The organism is Polaromonas sp. P1_G2 (assembly GCF_056405515.1).
The window spans coordinates 1-548 of the sequence record NZ_JBFUBY010000816.1; the positions used below are offsets into that span (position 1 = coordinate 1).

Consider the following 548-nt stretch of genomic DNA (forward strand, 5'->3'; position numbering starts at 1 on the left):
GTTAATGGCCGGATGAAGAACCTCGTCAAGCGCGGCAAGCATTTCAGCATCGTCATCGACGATCCGCTGACCACCTACACGGCGCGCCAGAATGCCATCCAGCCCTATCTCGGCATCGGCTATTCCGCCCAGATTAACGAGCGCACCTCGCTCAGTTTCGATCTAGGCGCGCTCTATGCCGGCTCGCCAAGCCTGAGCGTCGATTCGCATGCTGAAAAATTCGGTTTCACCAAAGGCCAGATCGACCGCGAGATCGACCGTGAACGCGACCGCATCTCCAAGTTTACCTTTTATCCCGTCGCGCAGATCGGTTTGAACTTCCGCTTCTGACCGACGCTGACGGACTTCAGGCTTCCTCCGCTCTATCTCCCTGACCGTCCGGTCTAATCGCGGGGGCGTGGGCCTATGTCCTTTGTCGCGATCGCCTCCAGGGCCGGTCGCTCGCTCCGCATTTCATCAATACTTTTTTAACCTTGCCCCTGTGGATAGCGTTGACTACGGAACATTAATAGAACATATAAGAAACATAACGGAACTGGAGGCAGAAA

At 55.5% G+C, this 548-nt stretch carries 1 pseudogene; it reads left to right on the plus strand.

What is annotated here, in order from left to right:
* Positions 1 to 330, plus strand: a pseudogene (locus AC1D0P_RS27765) (hypothetical protein); the annotation flags it as partial.
* Between the last annotated feature and the right edge of the window lie 218 nt (positions 331 to 548).